19 protein-coding genes are annotated in these 22,140 nt (G+C 60.9%); 9 read left to right on the top strand and 10 right to left on the bottom strand.

Going from position 1 to position 22,140, the window contains the following annotated elements:
• Positions 1-321: 321 nt before the first annotated feature.
• The 5 genes from mnmE to rpmH all read right to left on the bottom strand — a co-directional run bounded on the left by mnmE (position 322) and on the right by rpmH (position 4,259).
• Complete coding sequence (mnmE, locus tag BTN82_RS27925) at positions 322-1,692, bottom strand: tRNA uridine-5-carboxymethylaminomethyl(34) synthesis GTPase MnmE (protein WP_075122244.1); 1,371 nt, start codon at positions 1,690-1,692, stop codon at positions 322-324.
• 91 nt (positions 1,693-1,783) lie between these two features.
• The gene (gene yidC, locus BTN82_RS27920; RefSeq protein WP_075122243.1) at positions 1,784-3,466 is read right to left on the bottom strand and encodes a membrane protein insertase YidC; all 1,683 of its coding nucleotides are present in this window, start codon (positions 3,464-3,466) and stop codon (positions 1,784-1,786) included.
• Positions 3,467-3,468: 2 nt separating this feature from the next.
• Positions 3,469-3,714 carry a membrane protein insertion efficiency factor YidD gene (yidD, locus tag BTN82_RS27915; RefSeq protein WP_010465488.1) on the bottom strand — a complete coding sequence of 82 codons (246 nt, stop codon included), beginning with the start codon at positions 3,712-3,714 and terminating at the stop codon, positions 3,469-3,471.
• Positions 3,707-4,108, bottom strand: a complete 402-nt coding sequence (rnpA, locus tag BTN82_RS27910; protein ID WP_222610228.1) for a ribonuclease P protein component — start codon at positions 4,106-4,108, stop codon at positions 3,707-3,709. Before rnpA ends, yidD begins: the two co-directional genes overlap by 8 nt.
• Before the next feature lie 16 nt (positions 4,109-4,124).
• Complete coding sequence (gene rpmH, locus BTN82_RS27905) at positions 4,125-4,259, bottom strand: 50S ribosomal protein L34 (RefSeq protein WP_003213577.1); 135 nt, start codon at positions 4,257-4,259, stop codon at positions 4,125-4,127.
• 564 nt (positions 4,260-4,823) lie between these two features.
• Between rpmH and dnaA the strand changes: the two genes are divergently transcribed.
• Genes dnaA through gyrB form a run of 4 tightly spaced genes read left to right on the top strand, consistent with a single transcriptional unit; the run spans position 4,824 to position 11,029 of the window.
• The gene (dnaA, locus tag BTN82_RS27900; protein WP_075122241.1) at positions 4,824-6,341 is read left to right on the top strand and encodes a chromosomal replication initiator protein DnaA; all 1,518 of its coding nucleotides are present in this window, start codon (positions 4,824-4,826) and stop codon (positions 6,339-6,341) included.
• A gap of 38 nt (positions 6,342-6,379) precedes the next feature.
• Positions 6,380-7,483, top strand: a complete 1,104-nt coding sequence (gene dnaN, locus BTN82_RS27895; protein WP_044460382.1) for a DNA polymerase III subunit beta — start codon at positions 6,380-6,382, stop codon at positions 7,481-7,483.
• A gap of 20 nt (positions 7,484-7,503) precedes the next feature.
• Positions 7,504-8,607, top strand: a complete 1,104-nt coding sequence (recF, locus tag BTN82_RS27890; RefSeq protein ID WP_075122240.1) for a DNA replication/repair protein RecF — start codon at positions 7,504-7,506, stop codon at positions 8,605-8,607.
• Between the two features lie 4 nt (positions 8,608-8,611).
• Positions 8,612-11,029, top strand: a complete 2,418-nt coding sequence (gene gyrB, locus BTN82_RS27885) for a DNA topoisomerase (ATP-hydrolyzing) subunit B (protein WP_075122239.1) — start codon at positions 8,612-8,614, stop codon at positions 11,027-11,029.
• 115 nt (positions 11,030-11,144) lie between these two features.
• Here gyrB and BTN82_RS27880 read toward each other — a convergent pair whose 3' ends face one another.
• The gene (locus tag BTN82_RS27880) at positions 11,145-11,864 is read right to left on the bottom strand and encodes a response regulator transcription factor (protein WP_075122238.1); all 720 of its coding nucleotides are present in this window, start codon (positions 11,862-11,864) and stop codon (positions 11,145-11,147) included.
• A gap of 228 nt (positions 11,865-12,092) precedes the next feature.
• Between BTN82_RS27880 and BTN82_RS27875 the strand changes: the two genes are divergently transcribed.
• The 4 genes from BTN82_RS27875 (at position 12,093) to BTN82_RS27860 (ending at position 16,890) form a co-directional block, all read left to right on the top strand.
• Positions 12,093-12,383 (top strand): hypothetical protein, encoded by a 291-nt coding sequence (locus BTN82_RS27875; RefSeq protein ID WP_075122237.1) that lies wholly within the window; start codon positions 12,093-12,095, stop codon positions 12,381-12,383.
• Between the two features lie 304 nt (positions 12,384-12,687).
• Complete coding sequence (gene aqpZ / locus BTN82_RS27870) at positions 12,688-13,377, top strand: aquaporin Z (protein ID WP_075122236.1); 690 nt, start codon at positions 12,688-12,690, stop codon at positions 13,375-13,377.
• Between the two features lie 198 nt (positions 13,378-13,575).
• Positions 13,576-14,562, top strand: a complete 987-nt coding sequence (locus BTN82_RS27865; protein ID WP_075122235.1) for a FecR domain-containing protein — start codon at positions 13,576-13,578, stop codon at positions 14,560-14,562.
• Between the two features lie 12 nt (positions 14,563-14,574).
• The gene (locus tag BTN82_RS27860) at positions 14,575-16,890 is read left to right on the top strand and encodes a CHASE2 domain-containing protein (protein ID WP_075122281.1); all 2,316 of its coding nucleotides are present in this window, start codon (positions 14,575-14,577) and stop codon (positions 16,888-16,890) included.
• A 170-nt stretch (positions 16,891-17,060) separates the two neighbouring features.
• On the opposite strand, the gene BTN82_RS27855 is transcribed toward BTN82_RS27860, so the two are convergent.
• The 4 genes from BTN82_RS27855 to glyQ all read right to left on the bottom strand — a co-directional run bounded on the left by BTN82_RS27855 (position 17,061) and on the right by glyQ (position 21,473).
• Entirely contained in the window at positions 17,061-17,831 is a 771-nt protein-coding gene (locus BTN82_RS27855; RefSeq protein WP_075122234.1) for a lysophospholipid acyltransferase family protein, read from the bottom strand.
• A gap of 84 nt (positions 17,832-17,915) precedes the next feature.
• Complete coding sequence (gene gmhB / locus BTN82_RS27850; RefSeq protein ID WP_186828462.1) at positions 17,916-18,455, bottom strand: D-glycero-beta-D-manno-heptose 1,7-bisphosphate 7-phosphatase; 540 nt, start codon at positions 18,453-18,455, stop codon at positions 17,916-17,918.
• A 13-nt stretch (positions 18,456-18,468) separates the two neighbouring features.
• Positions 18,469-20,523 carry a glycine--tRNA ligase subunit beta gene (gene glyS, locus BTN82_RS27845; RefSeq protein WP_075122232.1) on the bottom strand — a complete coding sequence of 685 codons (2,055 nt, stop codon included), beginning with the start codon at positions 20,521-20,523 and terminating at the stop codon, positions 18,469-18,471.
• Positions 20,520-21,473 carry a glycine--tRNA ligase subunit alpha gene (gene glyQ / locus BTN82_RS27840; protein ID WP_062824136.1) on the bottom strand — a complete coding sequence of 318 codons (954 nt, stop codon included), beginning with the start codon at positions 21,471-21,473 and terminating at the stop codon, positions 20,520-20,522. Before glyQ ends, glyS begins: the two co-directional genes overlap by 4 nt.
• Positions 21,474-21,554: 81 nt before the next feature.
• On the opposite strand from glyQ, the gene BTN82_RS27835 reads away from it, so the two are divergent.
• Positions 21,555-22,118: a DNA-3-methyladenine glycosylase I gene (locus BTN82_RS27835; protein ID WP_075122231.1), complete on the top strand. Its 564-nt coding sequence runs from the start codon at positions 21,555-21,557 to the stop codon at positions 22,116-22,118.
• Positions 22,119-22,140 lie beyond the last annotated feature (22 nt).

Raw genomic sequence — 22,140 nt, 5'->3', positions numbered from 1 at the left:
GTTAGCTACTCATGAGGGCGTTGGATAACCGGTCTAAGCCTGTGGATTAAAGCGCAGGTTATCCACAGAAGGAGTTTTCCTCACTTTTCAGGCCCTGTTATCAACTGAGCCCAAGGGCATTTATTCACAGGGCTTAATCCACAGAAAATGGCTCAGGCAGCCAAATGGCGCTCAGCCGAGAACGCCCGGGCCGCTCGATGGCGCTCGGCAAATTCGAAAAGGAGGGGAGATGCAGGAGCAGGCTGTCCGCCATGCAAGCATGACGGCGCTATTGATCATTGCAATCGAGCGTCGGCCGACTGCTCCTACAGGAGGATGGGACTATTTACCGATACAGAAGCTGGAAAAGATCCGCCCCAGAAGGTCGTCCGAACTGAAGGCACCGGTAATTTCGCCCAAGGATTGCTGGGCTTGGCGCAGGTCTTCCGCTAGCAGCTCGCCAGCCCCGGCCAGGGTCAATTGTGAACGACCATGTTCGAGGGCGGCGCTGGCGTGGTGTAGCGCTTCCAGATGACGCCTGCGCGCACTGAAACTGCTCTCGGAAGTTTGTTCGTAACCCATGCAGGCCTTGAGGTGTTCGCGCAGCAGTTCCAGGCCTTCGCCCCCGGCCTTGGCGCTCAGGCTGATGGTGACGTGGCCGTCGTCGCTGACTTCCAGCCCAATGGTTTCGGCGCTCAGGTCGGCCTTGTTGCGGATCAGCGTCACTTTGGCCGGATCCGGCCGCTGTTCCAGGAATTCCGGCCACAAGGCAAAGGGATCCAGGGCTTCAGGCGCAGTAGCGTCGACTACCAGCAACACCCGGTCGGCCTCACTGATGGCCTTGAGCGCACGTTCCACACCGATCTTTTCAACCTGGTCTTCGGTATCGCGCAGCCCTGCGGTATCCACGACATGCAACGGCATGCCGTCGATGTGGATATGTTCGCGCAGGACGTCCCGGGTGGTGCCGGCAATATCGGTGACAATTGCCGCTTCGCGTCCGGCCAGTGCATTGAGCAGGCTGGATTTGCCGGCATTCGGCCGGCCGGCGATCACCACTGTCATGCCGTCCCGCAGCAAGGCCCCCTGCCCGGCTTCGCGGACCACGGTGGATAACTCCTCGCGCACGGTATCGAGCATCTGCAGGACGTGGCCATCGGCAAGGAAATCGATTTCCTCCTCGGGGAAATCGATGGCCGCCTCGACATAAATACGCAGTGCGATCAGTTGCTCGGTCAGGTTATGCACACGCTTGGAGAACGCCCCCTGCAAGGAGCGCAAGGCATTGCGCGCCGCCTGTGCGGAGCTGGCCTCGATCAGGTCGGCGATGGCCTCGGCCTGGGCCAGGTCGAGTTTGTCGTTGAGGAACGCGCGCTCGCTGAACTCTCCCGGCCGGGCCAGGCGGCAGCCCAGTTGCAGGCAACGCTGCAGCAGCATATCCAGGACGATCGGGCCGCCGTGCCCCTGGAGTTCCAGCACATCTTCGCCGGTAAAGGAGTTCGGCCCCGGGAAATACAGGGCGATGCCTTCGTCCAGGACCTCGTCCCGATCGCTGAAAAACGCTCCGTAATGGGCGTAGCGCGGTTTCAGCTCGCGGCCGCTGATGGCTTTGGCGGCAACGCCGGCCAACGGTCCGGAGATACGCACGATCCCCACGCCGCCGCGCCCCTGGGCAGTGGCGACGGCTGCGATGGTTTCACGAGGGACATTCATAACCCGCTCCAGACATAAAGAGGCAAACAAAAGAGACAGACAGCAAAACGCCCCACTAGGGGGCGTCTTGAGTGGTTATCCACAGCGTAGGTCAGGCAGCTGCTTTCTTGGTAGCAGCTTCGATCTTACGAGTGATGTACCACTGTTGGGCGATCGACAGGCAGTTGTTCACAACCCAGTACAGCACCAGGCCCGCCGGGAACCACAGGAAGAAGAAGGTGAAGATGATTGGCATCATTTTCATCACCTTGGCCTGCATCGGGTCCGGAGGAGTCGGGTTCAGCTGCTGCTGGATGAACATGGTGGCGCCCATGATGATCGGCAGGATGAAGAACGGATCCTTGATCGACAGGTCGGTAATCCACAGCATGAACGGCGCCTGGCGCATTTCCACGCTTTCCAGGAGTACCCAGTACAAGGACAGGAACACCGGCATCTGCACGAGGATTGGCAAGCAACCACCCAGCGGATTGATCTTCTCTTTCTTGTACAGCTCCATCATGGCTTGCGACATTTTCTGCCGGTCGTCGCCATGTTGCTCTTTCAGCGCCGCCAGTTTCGGCGCCACTGCGCGCATGCGCGCCATCGACTTGTAGCTGGCTGCCGACAATGGGAAGAAGATCCCTTTGATCAGCATGGTCAGGAAGATGATCGACCAACCCCAGTTACCCACGATGCTGTGGATATGTTGCAGCAGCCAGAAGATCGGCTGGGCGATGAACCACAGAATGCCGTAGTCGACGGTCAATTCCAGGCCTGGGGACAACTCTTTCAGCACCGCCTGGCTTTTCGGACCGGCGTACAGAGTGGCAGTGGCTTCAGCCTTGGCGCCCGGAGCAATGGTCAGCGCTGGGCCAGTGAAACCGATGATGTAGTTGCCCTGGTTGTCCTTGCGGGTCTGAACAGTGTTGCTTTCGTTCTTCGCCGGAATCCAGGCAGTCACGAAGTAGTGTTGCAGCCAGGCAACCCAGCCACCTTGCACGGTTTCTTTCAGCGAACCCTTGTCGATATCTTTCATCGACACTTTTTTGTACGGCTCGGAACTTGTCCACAGGGCGGCGCCCAGGTAAGTCGCGGTGCCGGTGGCAGTGCTGGAAGAAGGATCGGAGCTGGCGTCGCGCTTGAGCTGGGCAAACAGGTTGCCGGTCCAGGCCTTGTCGCTGGTGTTGTCGATCAGATAAGTGACTTTCAGATCGTACAGACCGCGGGTAAAGGTGAAACGCTTGATGTAGTTGACGCCGGCGTCGCTGAATTTCAGGTCGACGTTCAGTTGGTCCTGGCCATCAGCCAGTTGATAAGTCTTTTGCGCGGTCGAGTAAACCGGGCGTCCGGCAGGACGGGCATCCGGACCGTTGGTACCGGTCAGGCCGCTTTGCGCCAGATAAGTACGCTCGCCACCGTTATCGAACAGCTGGAACGGAATTTCCGGATGGTCCTGGCGACGTGGATACAGCGGCAGCTTCAGCTGGGCAATATCACCACCTTGAGGATCGATAGCCAGATCGAGCACATCCGTTTTTACCTGGATGAGGTCTTTGCTTGCCGCTACCGGAGTTTCGGTAGGGGTGCTGGTATCGGTATTCGCGCTGGGTACATCGGCACTGGCGGAAGCATTGTTACCAACAGGCGTATCCGGCAGGGCCGGGGTGGCAGTGTTGGCAGCAACATTCTGAGTCGGCAGGGCAGCCTGGCCATAGTCCTGGTTCCACTTAAGGACCATGACGTAGGACACGATTGCCAGGGCGACGATCAGGATCGTGCGTTTAATATCCATGATTACTCGGCCATCGAAGAAGAACGGGAGGTAGGGATAGGTGGAACCGGGTCATAACCACCGGGATTCCACGGATGACAGCGACCTAAACGACGAAAGGTCAGCCAGCCTCCGCGCAGAAGGCCATGATTTTCGATGGCTTCATACGCGTAGCAGGAACAACTGGGGTAGAAACGACAGTGACTGGCCATCAGAGGACTAATGGCGTAGCGATAAAACTGGATCGGAACGAGGGCCAGTTTACGCATTGGGACTGTCTACCCCTACAGTTTCGGTTTGAACTGCTGATGCCGGCTTGTTACGGGCCAGACGCTTCCAGAGTTTGCCGAAATGCTGAATCAATTCGGGGTTTTCTACATCGCCCAAACCTTTGCGCGCGACGATAACGATGTCCCAGCCGACCAGAGAATCCTGGTGCAGGCGAAACGATTCGCGCATAAGACGTTTGAGACGATTGCGCTCAACGGAGAGCTTGACGCTCTTTTTGCCGATAACCAGCCCCAGACGGGGATGATCCAGATCGTTGTTGCGCGCAAGGAGCAGGAGATTTTTCCCCGGAACCTTGCCGGTAGGGGAGTCAAAGACTGCCTTGAAATGCCGGGGAGTAAGCAGACGCTTTTCCCGACTGAAGTCCTGACTCACCTCCAGTGCCGGAGTATCAAACTGCCAGACGCGCACGACCTTTGGCGCGACGGCGCGACAGGACGGCACGGCCGTTCTTGGTAGCCATGCGAGCACGGAAACCGTGGGTACGAGCGCGTTTGATAGTGCTTGGTTGGAAAGTACGTTTCATGTCGTGTTACCTGGTTCGTCCACAACGGGCCGGAATGGCCCCCGTTTTAAGAGATCGGCGATTCTAGAGAAAGCAAGCCTCTAGGTCAATTTCCAACCAGCTTTTCCTTTATCTGGGTATGTCCGCCCGGCAAATACAAACAGGTCTGGCCAAAGATAAAAATAAAGAAGGGAATTATTTAAAGCTTTTCTGTAAAGCTTATAAAGGCTAGGGCAGCATCCTTCTGTGGATAACCAGCTTAAAGCCTTATAAATCGTGATGTACAGAGAATGACAACACTGTCGAGAAGCGGTGCTCTGCCTGTGCCGCACCCGCGGAAAAGCTGTGGGTGAAAAGGTCAGTTATCCACAGGCGGGTTATCCACTGATTTCAACCCCCAGTTGTGCAATGCCCTTAAGTGGGGTTATCCACAGAGCTTATGCACATACCATTGGTCGTGTTTTTTCAGGATAAAGCGTTGATTCATAGTGCTCTGTGATGAACCTACATGTGGATAAGTGGGCGTCTGCTCGCTACAATGTCGGCTTGTTTTTGCCTCACCGGCTTTCGACTTAGGGGATATCCGTGTCAGTGGAACTTTGGCAGCAGTGCGTGGAGCTTCTGCGTGATGAGCTGCCTGCCCAGCAATTCAACACTTGGATCCGTCCGCTACAGGTCGAAGCCGAAGGCGACGAGTTGCGTGTATACGCACCGAATCGTTTTGTTCTCGATTGGGTCAACGAAAAGTACCTGGGCCGTGTGCTCGAACTGCTGGATGAGCATGGCAATGGCATGACTCCGGCGCTTTCCTTATTAATAGGCAGCAAACGCAGTTCCGCCCCTCGTGCTGCGCCCAATGCGCCGTTGGCCGCCGCTGCCTCTCAAGCCCAGCAGGCCGCCGCGGCAGCTCCGGTCAGTGCTCCGGCGCCGGTCGCCCCGGCAAAGCCTGCGGCTCAGAAAGTCGCCGAAGTCAGCGAAGAACCCTCTCGTGACAGCTTCGATCCGATGGCGGGCGCCAGCTCGCAGCAGGCTCCAGTGCGTGCCGAACAGCGCACCGTGCAGGTAGAAGGCGCGCTCAAGCACACCAGTTATCTGAACCGCACCTTCACCTTCGAAAACTTTGTGGAAGGCAAGTCCAACCAGCTGGCCCGCGCCGCGGCCTGGCAGGTAGCCGACAACCCCAAGCACGGTTACAACCCGCTCTTCCTTTATGGCGGCGTTGGCTTGGGTAAGACGCACTTGATGCACGCTGTGGGTAACCATCTATTAAAGAAGAACCCGAATGCCAAGGTCGTGTACCTGCATTCCGAGCGTTTCGTGGCTGACATGGTCAAGGCGCTGCAACTCAACGCGATCAACGAATTCAAGCGTTTCTATCGTTCGGTGGATGCCCTGCTGATCGACGATATTCAGTTCTTCGCCCGCAAGGAGCGTTCCCAGGAAGAGTTCTTCCACACCTTCAACGCCCTGCTCGAAGGCGGCCAACAGGTGATTCTCACCAGCGACCGTTATCCGAAGGAGATCGAAGGCCTGGAAGAACGCCTGAAGTCGCGCTTCGGCTGGGGCCTGACCGTGGCGGTAGAGCCGCCGGAGCTGGAAACCCGGGTCGCGATCCTGATGAAGAAGGCCGACCAGGCCAAGGTTGAACTGCCCCACGATGCGGCGTTCTTCATTGCCCAGCGGATTCGCTCCAACGTGCGTGAGCTGGAGGGTGCGCTCAAGCGGGTCATCGCTCACTCGCACTTCATGGGGCGCGATATCACCATCGAGCTGATTCGCGAATCGCTGAAAGACCTGTTGGCCCTGCAGGACAAGCTGGTCTCTGTGGATAACATTCAGCGCACCGTCGCCGAGTACTACAAGATCAAGATCTCCGATCTGCTGTCCAAGCGCCGCTCGCGTTCTGTCGCGCGGCCGCGCCAGGTGGCCATGGCCTTGTCCAAGGAACTGACCAACCACAGCCTGCCGGAAATCGGCGATGTCTTCGGCGGCCGTGACCACACCACGGTCTTGCATGCATGCCGCAAGATCAACGAACTTAAGGAATCCGACGCGGACATCCGCGAGGACTACAAGAACCTGCTGCGTACTCTGACCACGTGATGACTCCAGCGCAGCTTATTAAGGCAAGGGACTAGACCATGCATTTCACCATTCAACGCGAAGCCCTGTTGAAACCCCTGCAACTGGTCGCCGGCGTCGTCGAACGCCGTCAGACCTTGCCGGTACTTTCCAACGTGCTGTTGGTCGTCGAAGGCCAGCAGCTGTCTCTGACCGGTACCGACCTGGAAGTCGAGCTGGTCGGTCGCGTACAGCTGGAAGAGCCGGCGGAACCGGGCGAAATCACTGTTCCGGCGCGCAAGCTGATGGACATCTGCAAGAGCCTGCCGAACGACGCGCTGATCGACATCAAGGTCGACGAGCAGAAGCTGGTGGTCAAGGCCGGCCGTAGCCGTTTTACCCTGTCCACCCTGCCGGCCAACGATTTCCCGACGGTGGAAGAAGGCCCGGGCTCGCTGACCTGCAGCCTTGAGCAGAGCAAGCTGCGTCGCCTGATCGAACGCACCAGCTTCGCCATGGCCCAGCAGGACGTGCGCTACTACCTCAACGGCATGCTGCTGGAAGTCTCCGCCGGTATTATCCGCGCCGTGGCCACCGACGGTCACCGCTTGGCCATGTGCTCCATGCAGGCCGATATCGGTCAGCCGGATCGCCACCAGGTCATCGTGCCGCGCAAAGGCATCCTGGAACTCGCCCGCCTGCTCACCGAGCCGGACGGCAACGTCAGCATCGTGCTGGGCCAGCACCACATCCGCGCGACCACCGGCGAATTCACCTTCACTTCCAAGCTGGTCGACGGCAAGTTCCCGGACTACGAGCGCGTACTGCCTAAAGGTGGCGACAAGCTGGTACTGGGCGACCGCCAGGCGCTGCGCGAAGCGTTCAGCCGTACCGCGATCCTGTCCAACGAGAAGTACCGCGGCATCCGTCTGCAACTGGCCAACGGTCAGCTGAAAATCCAGGCGAACAACCCGGAGCAGGAAGAAGCGGAAGAAGAAGTCGGCGTGGAATACAACGGCGGTTCGCTGGAGATCGGCTTCAACGTGAGCTACCTGCTTGACGTGCTGGGCGTGATGACCACCGAACAGGTCCGCCTGATCCTGTCCGACTCCAACAGCAGCGCGCTGGTTCAGGAGTCCGATAACGACGACTCGGCCTACGTTGTCATGCCGATGCGCCTGTAATCATGTCCAGCAGAAGCTAGATGTCCCTCAGTCGCGTCTCGGTCACCGCGGTGCGCAATCTGCACCCGGTGACCTTCTCCCCCTCCCCCCGCATCAACCTCCTCTACGGCGCCAACGGCAGTGGCAAGACCAGCGTGCTGGAAGCCATCCACTTGCTGGGGCTTGCTCGCTCGTTTCGCAGTGCCCGTTTGTTGCCGGTGATCCAGTACGAACAGCTGGCGTGCACGGTGTTTGGCCAGGTTGAGCTGGCGGAAGGCGGGCACAGCAACCTGGGGATATCGCGCGACCGCCAGGGCGAGTTTCAGATCCGCATCGATGGGCAGAACGCTCGCAGCGCGGCGCAGTTGGCGGAAATCCTGCCTTTGCAGTTGATCAACCCGGACAGCTTCCGCCTGTTGGAAGGCGCCCCGAAAATCAGGCGGCAGTTTCTGGATTGGGGCGTGTTCCACGTGGAACCCCGCTTCATGTCAACCTGGCAGCGCTTGCAGAAGGCCCTGCGGCAGCGAAACTCATGGCTGCGGCATGGTACACTTGACGCCGCTTCGCAAGCAGCCTGGGACAGGGAACTGTGTCAGGCCAGCGCTGAAATCGATGAATACCGCCGCGCTTACATCAAAGCCTTGAAACCAGTCTTTGAGCAGACCTTGAGCGAACTGGTAGCGCTCGAGGGCTTAACGCTTAGCTATTACCGTGGTTGGGATAAAGAGCGAGAGCTCAGTGCAGTGCTCGCCGCTTCCCTCCATCGTGATCAGCAAATGGGTCATACCCAGGCTGGTCCCCAACGTGCTGATTTGCGCCTCAGATTGGGTGCACATAACGCGGCGGATATTTTGTCCCGCGGTCAGCAGAAGTTGGTGGTCTGTGCCTTGCGGATCGCCCAGGGACACCTGGTCAGCCAGGCCCGGCGCGGTCAGTGTATTTATCTGGTGGACGACTTGCCGTCCGAGTTGGACGAGCAGCATCGCCGCGCACTTTGTCGCTTGTTGGAAGACTTACGCTGCCAGGTGTTTATCACCTGTGTAGACCACGAATTATTGAGGGAAGGCTGGCAGACGGAAACGCCAGTCGCTCTGTTCCACGTGGAACAGGGCCGTATCACCCAGACCCACGACCATCGGGAGTGAAGGCATGAGCGAAGAAAACACGTACGACTCGAGCAGCATTAAAGTGCTGAAAGGTTTGGATGCCGTACGCAAACGTCCCGGTATGTACATTGGTGACACCGACGATGGCAGTGGTCTGCACCACATGGTGTTCGAGGTGGTCGATAACTCGATCGACGAAGCTCTGGCCGGCCATTGCGACGACATCAGCATCACCATCCACCCGGACGAATCCATTACCGTGCGTGACAACGGTCGCGGCATCCCGGTCGATGTGCACAAGGAAGAAGGCGTTTCCGCGGCCGAGGTCATCATGACCGTGCTGCACGCCGGCGGTAAGTTCGACGACAACTCCTACAAAGTATCCGGCGGCCTGCACGGCGTAGGTGTGTCGGTAGTGAACGCGCTGTCCGAGGAGCTTATCCTCACCGTGCGCCGTAGCGGCAAGATCTGGGAACAGACCTACGTTCATGGCGTGCCTCAGGCGCCCATGGCTATTGTTGGCGACAGCGAAACCACCGGTACCCAGATCCACTTCAAGGCTTCCGGCGAGACCTTCAAGAATATCCATTTCAGCTGGGACATCCTGGCCAAGCGGATTCGTGAACTGTCCTTCCTCAACTCCGGTGTCGGCATCGTCCTCAAGGACGAGCGCAGCGGCAAGGAAGAACTGTTCAAGTACGAAGGCGGCCTGCGTGCGTTCGTTGAATACCTGAACACCAACAAGACCGCGGTCAACCAGGTGTTCCACTTCAACATCCAGCGCGAAGATGGCATTGGCGTGGAAATCGCCCTGCAATGGAACGACAGTTTCAACGAAAACCTGCAGTGCTTTACCAACAATATTCCGCAGCGCGACGGCGGTACCCACCTGGTGGGCTTCCGTTCGGCGCTGACGCGTAACCTGAACAACTACATCGAGCAGGAAGGTCTGGCGAAGAAGCACAAGGTCGCCACCACCGGTGACGATGCCCGCGAAGGCCTGACCGCGATCATTTCGGTCAAAGTGCCGGATCCGAAGTTCAGCTCCCAGACCAAAGACAAGCTGGTGTCTTCCGAAGTGAAGACCGCGGTCGAACAGGAAATGGGCAAGTACTTCTCCGACTTCCTGCTGGAAAACCCGAACGAAGCCAAGCTGGTGGTCGGCAAGATGCTCGACGCCGCCCGGGCTCGTGAAGCGGCGCGTAAAGCCCGTGAAATGACCCGTCGCAAAGGCGCGCTGGATATCGCTGGCCTGCCGGGCAAACTGGCGGACTGCCAGGAGAAGGACCCTGCCCTCTCCGAACTGTACCTGGTGGAAGGTGACTCTGCTGGCGGCTCCGCCAAGCAGGGACGCAACCGCAAGACCCAGGCGATCCTGCCGCTCAAGGGCAAGATCCTTAACGTCGAGAAAGCGCGTTTCGACAAGATGATCTCCTCGCAAGAGGTCGGCACCTTGATCACTGCACTCGGCTGCGGCATCGGTCGCGAAGAGTACAACATCGAGAAGCTGCGTTATCACAACATCATCATCATGACCGACGCCGACGTCGACGGTTCGCACATCCGTACCCTGCTGCTGACGTTCTTCTTCCGTCAGCTGCCGGAGCTGATCGAGCGTGGCTACATCTATATCGCTCAACCACCGTTGTACAAGGTCAAGAAAGGCAAGCAAGAGCAATACATCAAAGACGACGACGCCATGGAAGAGTACATGACGCAATCGGCCCTGGAAGATGCGAGCCTGCACTTGAACGAAGACGCCCCGGGCATTTCCGGCGAGGCGCTGGAGCGCCTGGTGAACGACTTCCGCATGGTGATGAAGACCCTCAAGCGTCTATCGCGCCTGTACCCTCAGGAGTTGACCGAGCACTTCATCTACCTGCCGGCGGTGACGCTGGAGCAGTTGTCCGATCACGCGGCCATGCAGGAGTGGCTGGGCAAGTTCGAAGCCCGTCTGCGTAACGTCGAGAAATCCGGCCTGGTGTACAAGGCCAGCCTGCGCGAAGACCGCGAGCGTAACGTCTGGCTGCCGGAGGTCGAACTGATTTCCCACGGCCTGTCGAGCTACGTCACCTTCAACCGCGACTTCTTCGGCAGCAACGACTACAAGACCGTCGTTTCCCTCGGGGCGCAACTGAGCACCCTGCTGGACGAAGGCGCCTATGTTCAGCGCGGCGAGCGCAAGAAGTCGGTGACCGAGTTCAAGGAAGCCCTGGACTGGCTGATGACTGAAAGCACCAAGCGCCACACCATCCAGCGATACAAAGGTCTGGGCGAGATGAACCCTGACCAGCTGTGGGAAACCACCATGGACCCAACCGTGCGCCGCATGCTCAAGGTCACCATCGAAGACGCCATCGGCGCCGACCAGATCTTCAACACCTTGATGGGTGATGCGGTCGAGCCTCGTCGCGACTTCATCGAAAGCAACGCCCTGGCGGTCTCCAACCTGGACTTCTGATCCGGGTTGTATCGCCGAAACAAAAAGGCCGCGATCTCACGATCGCGGCCTTTTTGTTTATCGGTAGGAGCGAGCTTGCTCGCGATAGCGGTGTATCAGCCGACGCGCGATTGCCCTACTCCGTCGCGCCCGTCACGCTTTCCAGGCGATAGCCGTAGCCGTAGATGGTCAGCAATTGCCAGCCACGATCCGCGGTCAGCCCCAGCTTGTTGCGCAAGCGGTAGATGTGCGTGTCCAGCGGACGCGAAGAGACGATTTCCTCGTGGGTCCAGAAACGCTCGTAGAGGTATTCCCGGGACAACGGACGGCCAAGATTGGCGAACAGGCAGCGGGCCAGGCGGTACTCGCGTTCGGTGAGGCTGATCGGGCTGCCGGCGCGGGTTACGGTCAACTCGGCATCGTCGAAGACCAGGTCGTTGAAGGTTTGCACCTCGACCGCCGCCGAGCGCTGCAAGCCATGGCGGCGCAGGACCGCGGTCACCCGGGCCTTGAGCTCGTTGGGACGGAAGGGTTTGCTCACATAGTCGTCGGCACCGGTGTTGAGCGCCTGGACGATATCGCTCTCGGCATCGCGACTGGTGAGCATGATGGCCGCTGGCGGCGCTTCCATGTGCTCGCGGGTCCAGCGTAGCAATGACAGGCCGCTGAGGTCCGGCAACTGCCAGTCGAGAATCAGCAGGTCGAAGGTTTCGCGCCGCAACTGTCGCAGCAGGTCTTCGCCGCGCTCGAAGCTGTGCAGCGTCCATGGCTGCTCCCCAGAGGCAGGGATCTGTCGCAGTGTCTGTTCCACCCGCGCCAGTTCGGCGGGCTCGTCATCCAGTATTGCGACACGCATGCGGGGCAGTTCCTTCTATCACGAGAGAGTGCTGATGGCTTTTTCTTGAGGCCTTTATGGCGCTGAGTTTAGGCCGTTCGGAGGAATCTGAACAATTGTGGCGAATTGCTCCGACTCATACCGTTGCTCGGTACGCTGATGTCATATGGCCGGTAGCCGACAGGAGCACTGTCGCGGCCTGCATGCGTTGCAGAACGATACCGGCTCGAACGTGCAAGGAAAAGGACTATGGGGAAGATGCTGGGGAGGGGGCGGTTGCTGGTCGCACGTATTGCGCATGCGCCGGGCCTGGCTCGATTTGCCACACTGATGCTCGCGGTTTGCTTGGGCCTGGGCCTGGGGGCGACCGCGGAACAACCCGCGCTGCCGTCTTCGGACTATGCCTTGCCGGTGCAGCGCTATTTCAGCCCATCCGTGACGCCCATCGGCTTCAGCGACTCCCAGGGATTCGCGCCGATCGCTGCTCCACAGATGGCACAGCCTGTCGTGCACCAGGAGCAGCAGCGTTGGGTGTTCTAGATCAGACAATTCTGAACAAATATTGCAAATCGGCCCGGCCCCCACGGCGTGCCGGTAAATTCGCAGTTGCTGAGTGGCACACAGGGGGCAACCGGAATTGCTCCGACACAGGGAGTGTCATCCGCCGGATTGGCGGGCGTCAGGTCGGGGTTCGTCCGCGGCTTGCAGTACAGGGGAATACAGGGAGTGCCTCCTCAGGACGTAATGCTTCGACACAGGGATGTGTCATCCCTCCTCTCCCGCGCGGCCCCATGCGTCGCCAACCAACAAACAACTCCTCATTTTCTATCGGTGAAAATCTCTGATGAAGACATTCGGCGCTGAATTTTTCGGTACGTTCTGGTTGGTCCTGGGCGGATGCGGGAGCGCCGTGCTGGCGGCCGGCGTTCCACAGTTCGGGATCGGTTACCTGGGGGTGGCCCTGGCCTTTGGCCTGAGTGTCCTGACCATGGCGTACGCCGTGGGCCCGATTTCCGGTGGACACTTCAACCCCGCGGTTTCGGTTGGCCTGTGGTTGGGCGGGCGCTTTCCCGCTAGCCGGCTGCTGCCTTACATCGTCGCCCAGGTGCTCGGTGGCCTGGCCGCTGGCGGCGTATTGTTCCTGATCGCTTCCGGCAAGACCGGGTTCGATGCTTCGGCGGGCTTCGCGGCCAACGGTTATGGCGAACACTCCCCGGGCGGTTACTCGATGTTCGCCGCGCTGCTGACCGAGGTCGTGCTCACCGCGATGTTCCTGTTGATCATCCTGGGCGCCACCGCCAAGCGCGCATCCGCCGGCTTCGCACCGATCGCCATTGGCCTGACGCTGACCCTGATCCACCTGATCAGCATTCCCGTCACCAATACCTCGGTCAACCCGGCTCGCAGCACCGCGGTGGCCTTCTTCGCCGGCGAGTGGGCGGTGTCCCAGCTGTGGCTGTTCTGGGTTGCGCCTCTGCTGGGCGCCGGCCTGGGCGCGCTGGCCTATCGCTTGATCTCCAGCGAGCGGGACTGACCGGAGCGGCTGGATGCGTCGAGTGCATCCGGCCGATCATCGCGCCAGACAGCACAGCCGCTCTTGAGCGGTTGTGCTGTTTGTCCCTGGCAGGAAATGACACTGGCCGCCTTGCTCGAGAGGTATGGTCAGAACGCTAATAATGCAGTTCTAATGGCACGGACTTCAGAAGAGCGCGACTACGGACCGAATGAACCCATGACCTCTTTGCACATCCGCCACCGGGCCCTGCTCGCGTCGTTTCTTCTCGGCAGCGCCATGGCCTTTACCACCGCGCAGGCTGCCATTGCGGCGCCCAAGCGTCCTCCTTATATCGATGACAACCAGCAATGCCGCGGCCAGCCGCTGCCGGCAACGGTCGAGCACCTCACGGGCGAAGCCTGGAAGCTGGATGCCAAAGGCAACCAGGTGCCCCTGGAAGAGGGCATGAGCGTCGATGAGCTCGAAGGGGTGAAGACCTCGCCTTCGGCGTTTGTCAGCTTGTCCCTGGGCGATGGCTCGCTGGTGGTACTGCCCTCCAGCTCGCAGATCACCCTGCACCTGAACGAAGAGCATGCGATCCCTCAGATCGCGCTCGAGCAGGGCCAGATCGAGTCCTATGTGATCAAGCGCGCCAGCGATTACGACCGTTTCCAGATCGTTACGCCGATTGGCGTATTGGGTGTGCGCGGTACGCACTTCCGGGTACGCAACGACGATCAGCAGTCGTTGGTGGAAGTGCTCAACGGCCAGGTAGCGGTCAACCGTGAAGACGGCGAAGCACCGCCAAAGACCAAGGGCAAGAAACGCCCTGTGGATAAACCGGTAGGGCCGGTGGCCGGCGAGGTTCAGGTCATGGGGCGGCAAGGGTTGCGTATCCACAAGGAAGGCCCGCTGAAACCGGTCGATCTGTTGCCTGCGCCGCAGCTGATGGGCCAGGCTGGCCAGAGGGGCGATCTGCCGGTCTGGCAACTGATCATGAAACCTCTGCCGGGCGCCAAGCGTTACCGCGCCCAGGTGGCGACCGACAAGGCGTTCCTCAATATCAAGCAGGAACAGTTTTCCAGCACGCCGGAAGTCAACTTCAGCGGCCTGGAAGCGTTTTTTTATCATGTCCGCCTGTCTGCTTTCGATGAGCAGGGACTCGAAGGAGAGACGGGGGTCTATGACATCTTCTATTACCCCAGGACCACGCGTGTTCAGTAAGTGCGCGGTGGCGTGTCGGTGAGGCGCTGGCGCCGACCCGAGGGCAGGGAGCCGACGCAAGCCCAGCGACTGTTCGGCGGTCTGGTGCGGGAATGGGCCTGGGTCAGCCTGGTTCTCCTGCCGTTGACCGCGCTGCTGTCGCTGAGTCATGGGCTGGCGCTGAACAACCTGCTGTACGACAACCTGCGGCGGCTCAGCCCGCTGCCGGTCGATTCGCGCCTGCTGATGATCACCATCGACGACTACAGCCTGCAGCAACTGGGCCAGTGGCCCTGGCCGCGCACCCTGCACGCCGACCTGCTGGATCGGCTGACGGCGGCCAAGGTCCAGGGCGTGTTGTTCGACGTGATCTTCAGCGAGCCCGACAGCATCTCTGAGAACGACCAACGCTTGGCGCAGGCGGTCTGCCGCAACGGCGAGGTGTTCCTGCCCCTGCTGCGCGAGAGCGTGGCCCGCTACGGCCAGCCCCTGGGCGAAATCGAGCCGGTGCAACCGTTGAGCCAGTGCGCCAAGGCAGTCGGGCATATCAATGCCGAAGCCGACACCGATGGCACAGTCCGCAGCGTCTACCTGCGCGAGGGTCCGCCGCAGGCGCCCAAGGCGCAATTGGCCTGGCTGCTTTATCAACAGGCGCACCCGGGCACTGCGTTGTCGATGCCGGGTTCGGACACGGCGCAGATTGCCCAGGGCTGGCTGCGCAGCAACGAAATACGCATCCCCTTCATCAGCCCGCATGCCGGTTTTCCCAGCGTTCCCTATGTCAGCGTATTGCGTGGCGAAGTCCCGCCGCAGTTGCTGCGCGACCGGCTGATCCTGATCGGCACCACCGCGCCGGGTCTTGGCGACCGGTATGTCACCCCGCAGTCGGCCAGCGTCGGCACGACCCCCGGCATCGAGATCCAGGCCAACCTGCTCAACGGCTTGTTGCAGCAGCGCAGCATCGTGACCCTGGGGCAATGGCCGGCGGCAGCGTTGTCGCTGTTGCTGGTGGCGGCCTTGCTGGGGTTGCTCCTGGTACAGCCGCGGCACGCCTTATGGTTGACCCTCGGCTGCATGGCCGTTGCCTTGCTCGGCTCGGCCGGGCTGTTGCGCCTGGGCCTCTGGTGGCCGCCGGTGGCCAGCCTGCTGGGCATGCTGCTGGCTTACCTGATCTGGAACTGGCGGCGTCTGAGCGTGATCCTGGCCTACTTCGGCTGGGAGCTGGAGCGCCTGGACCACGAGCCGAAGGTCTTGCCCGAACGCCGGCGTATCCAGGCGCCTGCCGGGGACGTGCTGCAGGGGCAGATCGTGGCGCTGGAGCAGGCTCTGAGCCGTACCCGCGACACCCGCCGGTTCATTGCCGACGGTTTGGAATACCTGCCGGTGGCGACCCTGATCAGCGATCCGGACGGCTGCGTGCTGCTGGCCAACCGCAACGCCCGCGACGTGTTCGGCAACGCCCTGATTGGCGAAGACCTGGTGCAGCAGCTGGCGGCCCTTGGCTACCCCGGCTTGCAGGACGGGCAGCGCCCTGCCCTGGCGCAATTGCAGGCCCTGGAATTCCGTGACGTCGAACAGCGCAGCTTGCGCGTGGACCTGGCGCCCCTGCTGCCGACCGACAGCGACACGCCGATCGGCTGGCTGCTGAGCCTCACCGACCTGAGCCTGGAGCGGGATGCCGAACAGCAGCGGGCGACGCTGCTGCGCTTCCTGTCCCACGACCTGCGCGCGCCGCATTCGGCGATCCTCGCCTTGCTCGACGTACAGCGGCACCAAGGCCTGGGGGACATGCGGATCTACAGCCAGATCGAACTGCAGGTGCGCCGCGCGCTGGGGCTTACCGAGGCGTTCGTGCAACTGGCGAAGGCCGAGTCCGAGGCCTATCAGTTCCAGCCGAGCATGTTCGCCATGTTGGTACTGGATGCCTTCGACCAGGCCATGACCATTGCCCAACTGAAAAACATCCAGCTGCTGCACGACCTCGACGACGATGCCGAAGGCATGGTGCTGGCCGATCAGTCGCTGCTGACCCGGGCGTTGTTCAACCTGCTGGAAAACGCCGTCAAGTACAGCCCCGCGGGTTCGACCGTGCGGGTGCAGGTCGCCTGTACGGAGGGTTGGCTGACCTGCGAGATCAGTGACCAGGGCAAAGGCATTGCGGCTGACGATCTGCCGCAGTTGTTCGTGCAGTACCAGCGCTTCGCCTCGGCCCAGGGCAGTGAAGGCCTGGGGCTGGGCTTGTCGATGGTCAAGGCGGTGGTCGACCGGCATGAGGGGCGGATTCTCTGCCGCAGCGTGGTCGGCCAGGGCACCACGTTCAGCCTCCAGTTGCCCCTGCTCGCAGACTGAATATCGGCTCAAAAAAAAGACCGGCCGCAAGGGCCGGTCTTGAGCGTCCGAAAAACTTATGCACGTTTTCCGGACTTTTATGGCTTTATGAAATATGTATATAAATCATAAGGTTGTGAAATCGATATAGCGATTTTCAATAAAACGGTACACAGGTTATCCACAGATCTTCAGCTCGCCAGCTGGTCCGGTTTCACCGCGACCGGAGGCAGCGAACCCATGTCCCGTTGCGCCTGTTCGTTCCAGGCCGCGACCCGGTCGTTGAGCTCGGCGATGGCGCGGGGGCCGGAGCCTTCGGCGTACATCGGCGCGCCGATCATCACAGTGATGGTGCCGGGGTGCCTGATCCAACCCGTCTTTGGCCAGAACTTGCCGGCGTTGTGCGCCACCGGCAGCACCGGCAGATCGGCGTTCACCGCCAGGGCGCTACCGCTGCGGGAGAACTTGCCGATCTGGCCATAGGGCACTCGGGTGCCTTCCGGGAAGATCAGCACCCAGACTTTATCCTTGAGCAGCTCGTCGCCTTTGCTGGCCACTTGCTTGAGCGCGGCCTTGGGGTTGTCGCGGTCGATGGCGATCGGCCGCAGCATGGCCATGGCCCAGCCGAAGAACGGCACGTACAGCAGTTCGCGCTTGAGCACCTGGCTCAGCGGCTCGAAATAGGCCGAGAGAAAGAACGTCTCCCAGGTGCTCTGGTGGTTCGAGACAATCACGCAAGGACGCTCGGGGATGTTTTCTGCCCCCTTCACTTCCACGTGGATGTTCAGGAATACCTTGGTCAGCCACAACGCGCAGCGGCACCAGTAGACGTTGATAAAGCGATAACGCGCCTTGAACGGCAGGAAGGGCGCGATAAAAAAGCTCAGGGAGCACCACAGCAACGAACTGGTGCCCAGCAGCAGGTAAAAGAAGAAGGTTCTGATTGCCTGCACGATCGACATAGTGGCGTTTACCGTTGCGGGCACTGCCCGCCTCTAAAAAAGCGCACTCCCGAACAGTCCTTGGCCAGGATGTCAGAAGAAACTCTAATTGTGGATAAGTTCAGCGGCAACAGCCGCCAGGTCGTCAAAAATCAAGGTACCTACCGGCAGGGTTTTCCCCAGGGTCTTTTCGCCTTTCCCGGTCTTTACCAAAACTGGCTGAGAGTCGACGGCTTTTGCGGCTTCCAGGTCACCGAGACTGTCACCGACAAACCATAGCCCCGCAAGATCCGCCTGGTAGTGCCGGGCAATGGTCTGCAGCATGCCGGGCTTGGGTTTGCGGCAGGCGCAGCCTTCGTCCGGGCCGTGCGGGCAATAGACGACAAGGCCGAGTTCGCCGCCCTGCTCGGCCACCAGCGTGCGCAGGCGCTCGTGCATGGCGTCCAGGGTGGCGACATCGTAGTAGCCGCGAGCGATGCCGGACTGGTTGGTAGCGACCGCTACCGTCCAGCCGGCCTTGCTCAACTGCGCGATGGCTTCGATCGAGCCGGGGAGCGGAATCCACTCCGCCACCGATTTGATGTAAGCGTCGGAGTCGTGATTGATCACGCCATCCCGATCGAGAATCAGCAGTTTCAAAAGCACTTCCTTACGTGAATCAGCTCAGGACCGAAATGTCGGCCACACCCAGGAACAGGCCCCGCAGGCGCGCCAGCAGCGCGTAGCGGTTGGCCCGTACCTTGGCGTCTTCGGCATTGACCATCACCGCCTCGAAGAAGGCGTCGACCGGCTCGCGCAGGGCCGCCAGGCGGGCCAGGGTCTCGCTGTACTGACGCGCCGCGGCCATTGGCTGTACGGCCTGGTCCGCTTGCTGGATCGCCGAATACAGGGAGAACTCGTTAGCGTTGTCGAAGTACTTGGCTTCCACGGTGGTCGGCACGCTGCCTTCGACCTTGCTCAGCAGGTTCGAGACGCGCTTGTTCACCGCGGCCAGCGCGGCGGCTTCCGGCAGCTTGCGGAAGGCCTGGACGGCCTGCACGCGCTGGTCGAAGTCCAGGGCCGAACCCGGCTTCAGGGCGCGGACCGACAGGTAGGTGGCGACATCCACGCCTTCGTCTTCGTAACGCGCGCGCAGGCGGTCGAAGATGAACTCCAGCACCTGGTCGGCGAGGCCCGCGTTCTTGACCTTGCTGCCGAACGCACCGACGGCGAACGCCACGGCTTCGGTCAGGTCCAGGTCGAGCTTCTTGTCGATCAGGATGCGCAACACGCCCAGCGCGGCGCGACGCAGCGCGTACGGGTCCTTGCTGCCGGTCGGCAGCATGCCGATGCCGAAGATGCCGACCAGGGTGTCGAGCTTGTCGGCGATGGCCACGGCGGCACCGGTGACGGTGCTTGGCAGTTCGGCGCCGGCGCCGCGCGGCATGTACTGCTCGTTCAGCGCCAGGGCGACATCTTCCGGCTCACCGTCATTGAGGGCGTAGTAGTAACCGGCGATACCTTGCATTTCCGGGAACTCGCCGACCATTTCGGTGGCCAGGTCGCACTTCGACAGCAGGCCCGCGCGGGCTGCGCGCTGGGCGTCGCCGCCGATGCGCGGGGCAATGAACGCAGCCAGCTTCGAAACGCGCTCGGCCTTGTCGTAGACGCTGCCCAGCTTCTCCTGGAACACCACGTTCTGCAGGCGCTGGTTGAAGTCTTCGAGCTTCTGCTTCTTGTCCTGCTTGAAGAAGAACTCGGCGTCGGTCAGGCGTGGGCGAACGACTTTCTCGTTGCCTTCGATGATCTGGCGCGGGTCCTTGCTTTCGATGTTGGCCACGGTGATGAAACGCGGCAGCAGCTTGCCGTCGACGTCCAGCAGGCAGAAGTACTTCTGGTTGTCCTGCATGGTGGTGATCAGGGCTTCTTGCGGCACTTCGAGGAAACGCTCCTCGAACGAGCACACCAGCGGCACCGGCCATTCCACCAGGGCGGTCACTTCGTCCAGCAGGTCGGCCGGAACGATGGCGGTGCCTTCCTGCAGGCGCGCCAGTTCTTCGGTGCGCTTGCTGATCAGCTCGCGACGCTCGGTGGCGTCGGCCAGCACGTAGGCGGCGCGCAGGTCGGCCAGGTAGTTGGCCGGCGAGGTGATACGCACGTTTTGCGGGTGATGGAAGCGGTGGCCGCGGGAGTCGCGACCGGCTTTCTGCGCAAGGATGGTGCAGTCGATGACGTCATCGCCCAGCAGCATCACCAGCCATTGGGTCGGGCGCACGAACTCTTCCTTGCGCGCGGCCCAGCGCATGCGCTTGGGAATCGGCAGGTCGTTCAGCGAGTCTTCGACGATGGTCGGCAGCAGGCTGGCGGTCGGCTTGCCCTGGATGCTCTGGCTGTAGCGCAGCTTTGGCCCGCTCTGGTCGATTTCGCTCAGGTCCACGCCACATTTCTTGGCGAAGCCCAGGGCGGCCTGGGTCGGGTTGCCGTCGGCGTCGAAGGCGGCCTGGCGCGGCGGGCCGTCGAGGTTGATGCTGCGGTCCGGCTGCTGGGTGGCCAGGCCGCTGATCAGCACGGCCAGGCGGCGCGGCGCGGCGTATACATGCTTGGCCTTGAAGTTCAGGCCGGCGGCCTGCAGGCCTTTTTCGATACCGCCCAGGAAGGCTTCGGCCAGGGTGTTCAGGGCTTTGGGTGGCAGTTCTTCAGTGCCCAGTTCAACCAGAAAATCTTGCGCACTCATTGTGCCGCCTCCAACTTAGCCAACACTTCATCACGCAAATCCTCGGTCGCCATCGGGAAGCCCAGCTTGGCGCGAGCCAGCAGGTAGGCTTGTGCGACGGAACGCGCCAGGGTGCGCACACGCAGGATGTACTGCTGGCGCGCGGTCACGGAGATGGCGCGACGGGCATCCAGCAGGTTGAAGGTGTGCGAGGCCTTGAGGACCATTTCATAGCTCGGCAACGGCAGCGGCTGATCCAGCTCGATCAGGCGCTTGGCTTCGCTTTCGTAGAAATCGAACAGCTCGAACAGCTTCTCGACGTTGGCGTGTTCGAAGTTGTAGGTCGACTGCTCCACTTCGTTCTGGTGGAACACGTCGCCGTAGGTGACCTTGCCGAACGGGCCGTCGGCCCAGACCAGGTCGTACACTGAATCCACGCCCTGCAGGTACATGGCCAGGCGCTCCAGGCCGTAGGTGATCTCGCCGGTCACCGGGTAGCACTCGATGCCGCCCGCCTGCTGGAAGTAGGTGAACTGGGTCACTTCCATGCCGTTGAGCCAGACTTCCCAGCCCAGGCCCCAGGCGCCCAGGGTCGGCGATTCCCAGTTGTCTTCGACGAAACGAATGTCGTGCACCAGCGGGTCGAGGCCGACGTGCTTGAGCGAGCCCAGGTACAGTTCCTGGAAGTTTTCCGGGTTCGGTTTCAGGACCACCTGGAACTGGTAGTAGTGCTGCAGGCGGTTCGGGTTTTCGCCGTAGCGGCCGTCAGTCGGGCGACGACTGGGCTGCACATAAGCGGCGTTCCAGGTTTCCGGGCCAATGGCCCGCAGGAATGTAGCGGTGTGGAAAGTGCCGGCGCCTACTTCCATATCGTAGGGCTGAAGTACCACACAACCTTGCTCGGCCCAGTATTGCTGGAGGGCGAGGATCAAGTCTTGGAAGGTACGCACGGCTGGCGTAGGCTGGCTCACGAAATTCACCTGTTACTTGGGCTGCGATTTAAAGAGCGGGAGTATACCCGATTCAGTTGTGCGCACGCCCACTGGAGCCTTATGCCACGCTGCTTTTGGTGCAACGAAGATCCCCTGTACATGGCTTACCACGACCAGGAGTGGGGCGTGCCGCTGCGCGATGCACAGCGCTTGTTCGAGTTGTTATTGCTCGAAGGGTTCCAGGCCGGCCTGTCCTGGATCACGGTGCTGAAGAAGCGCGAGCGTTATCGCCAGGTGCTGTTCGGCTTCGATGTGCAACGCGTGGCGCAGTTGAGCGACGCGCAAATCGACGCGTTGATGCTCGACCCGGGGATCATCCGCAACCGGCTGAAACTCAATGCCGCCCGGCGCAACGCCCAGGCCTGGATGGCGCTGGAAGACCCGGTGGGGTTCCTCTGGTCGTTCGTCGGCGGGGTGCCCAGGGTCAATCATTTCAAGGATCGCAGCGAAGTCCCGGCGGTGACCCCCCAGGCCGAAGCGATGAGCAAAGGATTGAAAAAGGCCGGCTTCACCTTTGTCGGACCGACCATCTGCTACGCGCTGATGCAGGCTTCGGGCATGGTCATGGATCACACCCGTGACTGCGATCGCTACGCCATCCTCACAAACGGCCGGTTAGAATAGCCGGCTCGCGACAAGGTTCATG

The organism is Pseudomonas chlororaphis (assembly GCF_001921865.1).
In the GTDB taxonomy this organism is placed as follows: Bacteria; Pseudomonadota; Gammaproteobacteria; order Pseudomonadales; family Pseudomonadaceae; genus Aquipseudomonas; species Aquipseudomonas chlororaphis_D.
Note: the sequence above shows the minus strand (reverse complement) of the source record. Positions and strands in the feature narration are given on the sequence as shown.

What these genes read in the sequence shown, in the direction of transcription:
- recF (WP_075122240.1), top strand. Translation starts at nt 7,504, where the DNA reads ATGTCCCTCAGTCGCGTCTCGGTCACCGCGGTGCGCAATCTGCACCCG.
- BTN82_RS27855 (WP_075122234.1), bottom strand. Translation starts at nt 17,831, where the DNA reads ATGTCGATCGTGCAGGCAATCAGAACCTTCTTCTTTTACCTGCTGCTG.
- BTN82_RS27865 (WP_075122235.1), top strand. Translation starts at nt 13,576, where the DNA reads ATGACCTCTTTGCACATCCGCCACCGGGCCCTGCTCGCGTCGTTTCTT.
- aqpZ (WP_075122236.1), top strand. Translation starts at nt 12,688, where the DNA reads ATGAAGACATTCGGCGCTGAATTTTTCGGTACGTTCTGGTTGGTCCTG.
- mnmE (WP_075122244.1), bottom strand. Translation starts at nt 1,692, where the DNA reads ATGAATGTCCCTCGTGAAACCATCGCAGCCGTCGCCACTGCCCAGGGG.
- BTN82_RS27875 (WP_075122237.1), top strand. Translation starts at nt 12,093, where the DNA reads ATGGGGAAGATGCTGGGGAGGGGGCGGTTGCTGGTCGCACGTATTGCG.
- yidD (WP_010465488.1), bottom strand. Translation starts at nt 3,714, where the DNA reads ATGCGTAAACTGGCCCTCGTTCCGATCCAGTTTTATCGCTACGCCATT.
- dnaN (WP_044460382.1), top strand. Translation starts at nt 6,380, where the DNA reads ATGCATTTCACCATTCAACGCGAAGCCCTGTTGAAACCCCTGCAACTG.
- rpmH (WP_003213577.1), bottom strand. Translation starts at nt 4,259, where the DNA reads ATGAAACGTACTTTCCAACCAAGCACTATCAAACGCGCTCGTACCCAC.
- gyrB (WP_075122239.1), top strand. Translation starts at nt 8,612, where the DNA reads ATGAGCGAAGAAAACACGTACGACTCGAGCAGCATTAAAGTGCTGAAA.
- yidC (WP_075122243.1), bottom strand. Translation starts at nt 3,466, where the DNA reads ATGGATATTAAACGCACGATCCTGATCGTCGCCCTGGCAATCGTGTCC.
- glyS (WP_075122232.1), bottom strand. Translation starts at nt 20,523, where the DNA reads ATGAGTGCGCAAGATTTTCTGGTTGAACTGGGCACTGAAGAACTGCCA.
- BTN82_RS27835 (WP_075122231.1), top strand. Translation starts at nt 21,555, where the DNA reads ATGCCACGCTGCTTTTGGTGCAACGAAGATCCCCTGTACATGGCTTAC.
- BTN82_RS27880 (WP_075122238.1), bottom strand. Translation starts at nt 11,864, where the DNA reads ATGCGTGTCGCAATACTGGATGACGAGCCCGCCGAACTGGCGCGGGTG.